The sequence below is a fragment of the Winogradskyella sp. genome, assembly GCF_013042245.1.
Taxonomy (GTDB): Bacteria; Bacteroidota; Bacteroidia; order Flavobacteriales; family Flavobacteriaceae; genus Winogradskyella.
In genome coordinates, this window is record NZ_JABDQL010000041.1 from 21195 (window position 1) to 27525 (window position 6331).

At 33.3% G+C, this 6331-nt stretch carries 5 protein-coding genes and 1 tRNA gene; 2 read left to right on the forward strand and 4 right to left on the reverse strand.

The genetic code is table 11. The features are described from left to right. Positions 1-50: 50 nt before the first annotated feature. The 4 genes from HKP48_RS03810 to HKP48_RS03830 all read right to left on the reverse strand — a co-directional run bounded on the left by HKP48_RS03810 (position 51) and on the right by HKP48_RS03830 (position 3855). A complete protein-coding gene (locus HKP48_RS03810) occupies positions 51-449 on the reverse strand; it encodes a hypothetical protein (RefSeq protein ID WP_296342994.1) in 399 nt (132 codons plus the stop codon). 239 nt (positions 450-688) lie between these two features. After that, positions 689-2788 (reverse strand): ferrous iron transport protein B, encoded by a 2100-nt coding sequence (gene feoB / locus HKP48_RS03820; protein ID WP_296342998.1) that lies wholly within the window; start codon positions 2786-2788, stop codon positions 689-691. Then, a complete protein-coding gene (locus HKP48_RS03825; protein ID WP_296342999.1) occupies positions 2781-3011 on the reverse strand; it encodes a FeoA family protein in 231 nt (76 codons plus the stop codon). The genes feoB and HKP48_RS03825 overlap by 8 nt, the downstream gene beginning before the upstream one ends. A gap of 163 nt (positions 3012-3174) precedes the next feature. After that, complete coding sequence (locus HKP48_RS03830; RefSeq protein ID WP_296343000.1) at positions 3175-3855, reverse strand: SCO family protein; 681 nt, start codon at positions 3853-3855, stop codon at positions 3175-3177. Between the two features lie 192 nt (positions 3856-4047). Here HKP48_RS03830 and rseP point away from each other — a divergent pair, with 192 nt between their 5' ends. Together rseP and HKP48_RS03840 are read left to right on the forward strand one after the other, a co-directional pair. After that, on the forward strand, positions 4048-5388 hold the full coding sequence (rseP, locus tag HKP48_RS03835) for an RIP metalloprotease RseP (protein ID WP_296343002.1): 1341 nt from the start codon (positions 4048-4050) through the stop codon (positions 5386-5388). Between the two features lie 83 nt (positions 5389-5471). Next, a tRNA-Asn gene (locus HKP48_RS03840) sits at positions 5472-5545 on the forward strand. The last annotated feature ends 786 nt before the right edge of the window (positions 5546-6331 follow it).

Below are 6331 nucleotides of genomic sequence, written 5' to 3' on the forward strand. Positions count from 1 at the left end.
ATTGAAAAATGCCTGCTTGTTTATTTAAGTAGGTAAAATTTTAAAATCAATTATGCGTATTTTGGTGGCTGAAGAAGTTGGGTCTCGTGGAGAGAAGCGTAAAGATTTAAATAATGAAAATTTCCTTCCGTTCTAACTATAATATAAATTTGGTCAGTAGATTCACGTAAAGTTATATTGAAAAATGCTAAAATAGAGATATTGTGGCCATGATATTTAAAAGGGAGTTGCTCATGCTCATTTTGTTCCTCCTGATGATTTTTACTGTGTTCTGCTTTAAGCTCACCATAATGCTTTGATAGAAACACAAAAAAATTGTCACCATGTTCTTGTTTATGAAATTGGGCATGCTTAATGAGTTCATCTAGTTGCATAATATCGTCCGTTCCAATATGAAGACTTTGTATTAGAATTAAAGAAGAAAGTAGTAAGCCAAATAATTTACTCATCTTAACAAAGTTAAGAAAATTCTTGAAAGCAGGGTTAAGCTCTTGTAATATGGTTTTAAGCTACTATAAGCTTAATGACAACCACAGCCATCATTTCCACACGCTTTTGAAGTTTTCTTATTAGGTTTCCAAATAAATTTTCGAATTAGAAACGCCAACGCAAATCCCAACGTGATAAAAACTAATATGTTTTGAAAGATGTCGTTCATACTCTTTTAGTAGCTCTTTTTATTGAAAACTTACTTTAAAAACTGATATGCAATAAGTGCTACAATATAAGCAATTGCGGTCATTATTGTGAGTTGCAGTACGGGCCATTTCCAACTATTAGTTTCACGTTTTACAATGGCTAATGTACTCATACATTGCATGGCAAATGCATAAAATAATAAAAGTGAAATTCCCGAAGCCAAATTAAATAATGGACCGCCTAAAATAGGGTTGACTTCCGCTGCCATCCGGTTTTTAATAGTGACTTCTTCGTCACTACCAACACTATAAATGGTTGCCAGTGTTCCTACAAATACTTCTCGTGCAGCAAAAGAACTGACGATGGCAATGCCAATTTTCCAGTCGTAACCTAAAGGTCTAATTGCTGGCTCGATAGCGCGACCAGTAATACCAATAAACGAATGCTCGAGTTTATATGAAGCAATTTTTTCATCTAATTCACCCTTAGATAAATTTTGATTGGCGTATTGTTCTGTTACAATTTCTTCGGCATTATTAAAGTCTTCTCCTGGGCCATAAGAGGCCAAAAACCAAAGTACAATAGATATAGCCAAAATGATTTTACCAGCACCAAAAACAAACGATTTTGTCTTTTCTAAAACAGTCAACGCTACGTTTTTGAAAAGCGGAAGTTTGTAATTTGGCATTTCTATTACAAAGAATGATTTTGACTTTATCTTCATAAACTTATTGAGTAAATATGCCGAGCCAACAGCTGCACCAAAACCGATGAGATAAAGTAGCATTAGAGTTAAAGCTTGATAGCTCAATCCTAGAAAGCGACCTTGAGGAATAACTAATGATATAATAATTAAATATACTGGTAAACGCGCTGAACAAGTTGTAAAAGGAGTTACCAAAATAGTTATTAGGCGTTCTTTCCAGCTTTCTATATTACGAGTTGCCATAATAGCAGGAATCGCACATGCAGTACCTGAAATCAGTGGCACCACACTTTTGCCACTTAGTCCAAAACGACGCATAATTCGGTCCATTAAAAATACAACGCGACTCATGTAGCCGCTTTCTTCTAAGACAGAAATAAATAAAAACAAAAATGCAATTTGTGGTATAAAAATGACAATCCCTCCAAGTCCTGAAATGACACCTTCGGCTAACAGATTAGTAAAAGCACCCGCTGGAAGTGTAGTTTTTACCCAATCACTTAAGGATGCAAAACTACTATCTATAAAATCCATTGGTACTTCAGCCCAATCATAAATAGCTTGAAAAATGGTCAATAAAATGATAAAGAAAATAAGATAACCCCAAACTTTATGGGTCAAAATTCTATCTAACTTTATCCGTAAATCTTTTGCAGCTCTTAGGTCAATAGATTGCCCTTCTTTAAGAATGTTGTTTATAAACTGGTAGCGTTTTATAGTTTCTCTTTGCTGTAGTCTTTTAAGGTCGACTTCTGATTTTGTTTTAAAATCAGAAGTATCTTTAATTGTATTTCTGTCAACTTTACCAAAATTGACATCCTGTGTAATAACCAACCAGAGTTTATACAGGGATTGATTTGGGAATGCTTTTTTAAGACCTTCAAAATACGCTGTGTCAATTGAACTAGTGTCTAAGCAAGGTTCGTTTGGTATGGTTTTGTAGTTTGAAATTAAATTCTTCAAAGTATCAATCCCTTCGTTTTTGCGAGTACTTATAACCGCAATTTTGGTATTGAGTTGCGTTTCAAGATGTTCTACATCTAAGGAAATACCTTTGTAAGCCATCCGGTCTGCCATATTAATGACTAGGATTGTAGGTATTTCGAGGTCTTTAATCTGAGTGTAAACTAAAAGGTTACGTTTTAGATTTTCTACATCAGTGATAACTACTGCAACATCTGGATAATCTTTATCATTTTTGTTGAGGAGTAGTTCTATAACCACACTTTCATCCAAAGACGATGCGTTTAAGCTATACGTACCTGGTAAATCTATGATATGTGCTTTGACACCACGAGGTAGTTTGCAGATACCTTCCTTTTTTTCAACGGTGATTCCAGGATAATTTCCAACCTTTTGATTAAGACCAGTAAGTGCATTGAATACTGATGTTTTTCCTGTATTAGGATTTCCTATCAAAGCTACGTTAATTTGTTTACTCATCTGTTGTAGTTTCTATTAGGATATGACTAGCAGTTTCCTTTCTTATGGCTAGATGTGTACCGTTAATGTTAAGGTACATAGGGTCAGAGAAAGGCGCTAATTGAACGAGTTTCACGGAGTTTCCAGGGAGACATCCCATTTCTAATAATTTTAATGGGATATTTTTTGATGAAACGTCTTTAATTATACCGTATTGTCCGCGTTTTAGTTCAGCTAAAGTCAATTTATTCAGTGTTTTTTAGATTTCGACCTTCGTCGAACTAAGCTCAATTATCATTTTTTGACGCTTTAGGCTTTAAAAAATTTGGTTTTGCTTATTTAGAATAATTTTAAAGAAGCAAAAATAATGGAAAATTTTAAGTGTAGGATATAGACTTCACATAAATTTAAGAGCCACCAAAATATTTAAGCGTTTCTATATCATTTAGTAGTCGTTGGATGTCTTCAGGATGAGTACCATCATAAAACCCGCGGATTTGACGTTTTTTGTCAATGAGTAAGAAGTTTTCGGTATGTATCATGTCGTAGATATCGCCGTTTCCATCTTCTTTAACTGCTAGGTAGCTTTTTCTAGCCAATTTGTAAATCTGTTTTTTATCACCTGTGACTAAATTCCATTTGCGGTCAATTACGCCTTTCTTTTTAGCATAAGCTTTTAATACTGGCACGCTGTCTTTTACAGGAGTTACTGAATGCGAAAGTAACATCACATCATCATCACTGATAATTTCCTTTTGTATTTTATACATATGGTCTGTCATAATCGGACAGATGGTTTGGCAGGTGGTAAAAAAGAAATCGGCCACATAGATTTTATTTTTATAATCGTCCTGTGTTATGGTTTTTCCATTTTGGTTGGTCAAGTTAAAATCTGCAATAGTGTGGTATTTAGCAACGTGTTGGATGCTTTGGTCAACCATTTCTGCATTAACGTTTTCAGGATTCCAAATAGGTAAAGGTTTTTTTTGGTTATAAACATTATAAATAATCGTGATGATAATGATACACAGTACCGAAAAGAAAATTCCAAACTTTTTGTAATCTTTAAAAAATGTTCCTAAATGCATATAACTCACTTTATTTTTAGCATTACAAAGGTAAGATGCACTATTGTTTTTTCTATGATTTTTGTCAGGATTTAACTTCAATATAAGTCGTAAAAACCAAACCTGTTAAAATAATGTTGAATAGAAAGTCAATAATTTTCTAAATCCCTTTAAAGCATTACTTTTGTCAATCGAAATTTTGAAAAAGACTACATGGAATTTGTAATTAAGATATCTCAATTTTTACTTAGTTTATCCTTGCTTATCGTACTGCATGAGCTAGGCCACTTTATACCTGCCAAATTATTTAAAACCAAGGTCGAAAAGTTTTACCTCTTTTTTGATGTAAAATTTTCACTATTTAAAAAGAAAATTGGCGAAACTGTTTATGGTATTGGTTGGTTACCACTTGGAGGTTACGTAAAGATTGCAGGTATGATTGACGAGAGTATGGATAAGGAGCAAATGGCATTGCCACCAAAACCCTGGGAATTTCGCTCCAAGCCAGCATGGCAGCGTCTCATTATAATGCTTGGCGGTGTTTCTGTCAATTTTATATTGGCTTATGTTATTTATGTGTTTGTTTCGTTTGGTTATGGTGATGCGGATGTAAAAGTAGATAGTTTAAAAGACGGCTACTGGATTGAGCACCCAACACTAGTAGAAGCAGGATTTAAGACAGGAGACAAGGTTTTAAAAATTAATGACAATGCAATTATAAACGACTCGGACATTGGGCAATATTTAATTGAAGCACAATCTATAACTATTGAAAGAAATGGTGAAGTAAAGACACTTAGTTTACCAGAAGATTTTCTAGGGCAATTATCGTCAAGCAGAAATAAAGATTTATTTGAATATCGCGTGCCTTTTATGGTTGCAAATATTGCAGATAGTTCGGCAAATAAATCTAACGATGTTAAAAAAGGAGATATTATTAAGTCAATAAACGGGAAAGAGCTTGTTTATTATGACCAATTAGATAAAAGCCTAAATGGGATAAAAGATACGAATGTCGAAGTCGAATTACTTAGAGACGGAAAACAAATCAATACTCAACTCACTCTAGATAAATATGGTAAGTTTGGCTTTAACCCTTACAGAATACATCCAGATTTTGAAGAGTTAGGGTACTACGAAGTTTTTAGAAGAGAATACTCGTTTGGAGAAAGCTTTGTTGCAGGAGGAAAAAAATTCACAAAAACAATCACTAACTACTTTAGTCAATTAAAAGCTATTTTTAGTCCAAAGACAGGTGCTTACAAAGGTCTTGGTGGATTTAAAGCTATTTATGATGTCTTCCCAGACGTTTGGAGTTGGTATTCGTTTTGGAAGCTTACAGCCTTTTTATCTATAATGTTAGCCATACTTAATCTATTACCAATACCAGCTCTAGATGGTGGTCATGTTATGTTTTTACTTTACGAAATGATTTCTGGGCGTAAGCCGAGCGAAAAGTTTTTAGAGCGTGCACAAGTTATAGGGTTCTTTATTTTAATTGCCTTAGTATTATTTGCTAACGGTAATGATATATTTAAAGCTATTACCAACTAAAAAAATATACAATTTTTTAATTTTCTTTTGGTAGAGAATAAAAATTTGGTTTATATTTGCCCTCGCTTAAGCGAAAAAATTCTTCCTCTTTAGCTCAGTTGGTTAGAGCATCTGACTGTTAATCAGAGGGTCTTTGGTTCGAGTCCAAAAAGAGGAGCAAAAAAAACCGATACGAAAGTATCGGTTTTTTTGTGGTAAATAATTTATGAATCTAATATATCTATTTACTATTTTCCTTGGAACTCTTCAAAAATTTCATTTATCATTCTAGTTCTTAGCGTTTGGTCGGAGATATGTGCTCTAAAGTTGTCTGCAATGCCTAGCCAAATTAATTCTTTTCACCTTCTAAAAAACTTCAACAATCAAAGAGCCTTCTTTATAAGGCCTGTTGTTCAGCTCATCACTACCTTTATCAAAGTAGCTCTTGTATTGAGAAGCGCTAACTGAGGCATAGTTGGGACTTGTAGATACTTCTGCTTACTTATACTTATTTTTGTTTCTATTAACAAAATTACCTTTTCTGTCGTTAGACGTTGTTATTAGTATAAGTAAATTGGGTTTGTTTTTATTTACTATAAACCCGTTTTCAATCATTTAAGTATTCATCGTAGCTACTAAAGATTTTTCAATTGATTGGTCTAAATTTGTATTAAATTCTTCTGAACTAAAAGTTGTATTTGGTAAATAAGCAAAAATTTTAAAACTCGATAAATCTTTATCTGTGTATTTTTAAGATTTAACGTTTTTGGTAGCACAGCTTACTAAGATAAGTGCAGTAAAAAGCAATACATAGCGTAACAATTTTTTCATAGTGTAAACTTTATTCGCTTTCAGGTTTAATACCTCGAGGCTTGCCTCGTTAATTATTACTATTTTGTGACTCGATGTCACAGAATAGTAAATATATCCATAAAAGTCATAATGTTACAGTTTTACTATATCA